The organism is Pseudomonas sp. SIMBA_068 (assembly GCF_046534705.1).
In the GTDB taxonomy this organism is placed as follows: Bacteria; Pseudomonadota; Gammaproteobacteria; order Pseudomonadales; family Pseudomonadaceae; genus Aquipseudomonas; species Aquipseudomonas putida.
Genome location: NZ_JAWRYI010000780.1, coordinates 1 through 262 on the forward strand (window position 1 = coordinate 1; position 262 = coordinate 262).

Sequence of the window (262 nt, forward strand, 5' to 3'; positions counted from 1 at the left end):
CTCACTATTCCGCTGAATAAATAGACACCGCCGCATAGATCCGCAAGAGATGTACCAACGCGCACTGGCGGAGCATCAGGATATCCTGTTTCCATCATTATCCCGCTCATTGCCTCAATGATGGTATCGTAGGCAGGAGCATCTTTTAGCGGACCGGTATGTCCGAAACCTGACGATGAAGCATATATGAGGCGCGGGTTGATTTCTTGAAGCGTTTCCCATGAAAACCCCAGTTTTTCCATTGTACCTGGGCGAAAATTCT

At 48.5% G+C, this 262-nt stretch carries 1 protein-coding gene; it reads right to left on the bottom strand.

Annotated elements, in window-relative coordinates; genetic code table 11:
- Positions 1-262 (bottom strand): CoA transferase (locus SB756_RS31420; RefSeq protein ID WP_410913414.1); only part of this gene is annotated, 262 nt, incomplete at both ends.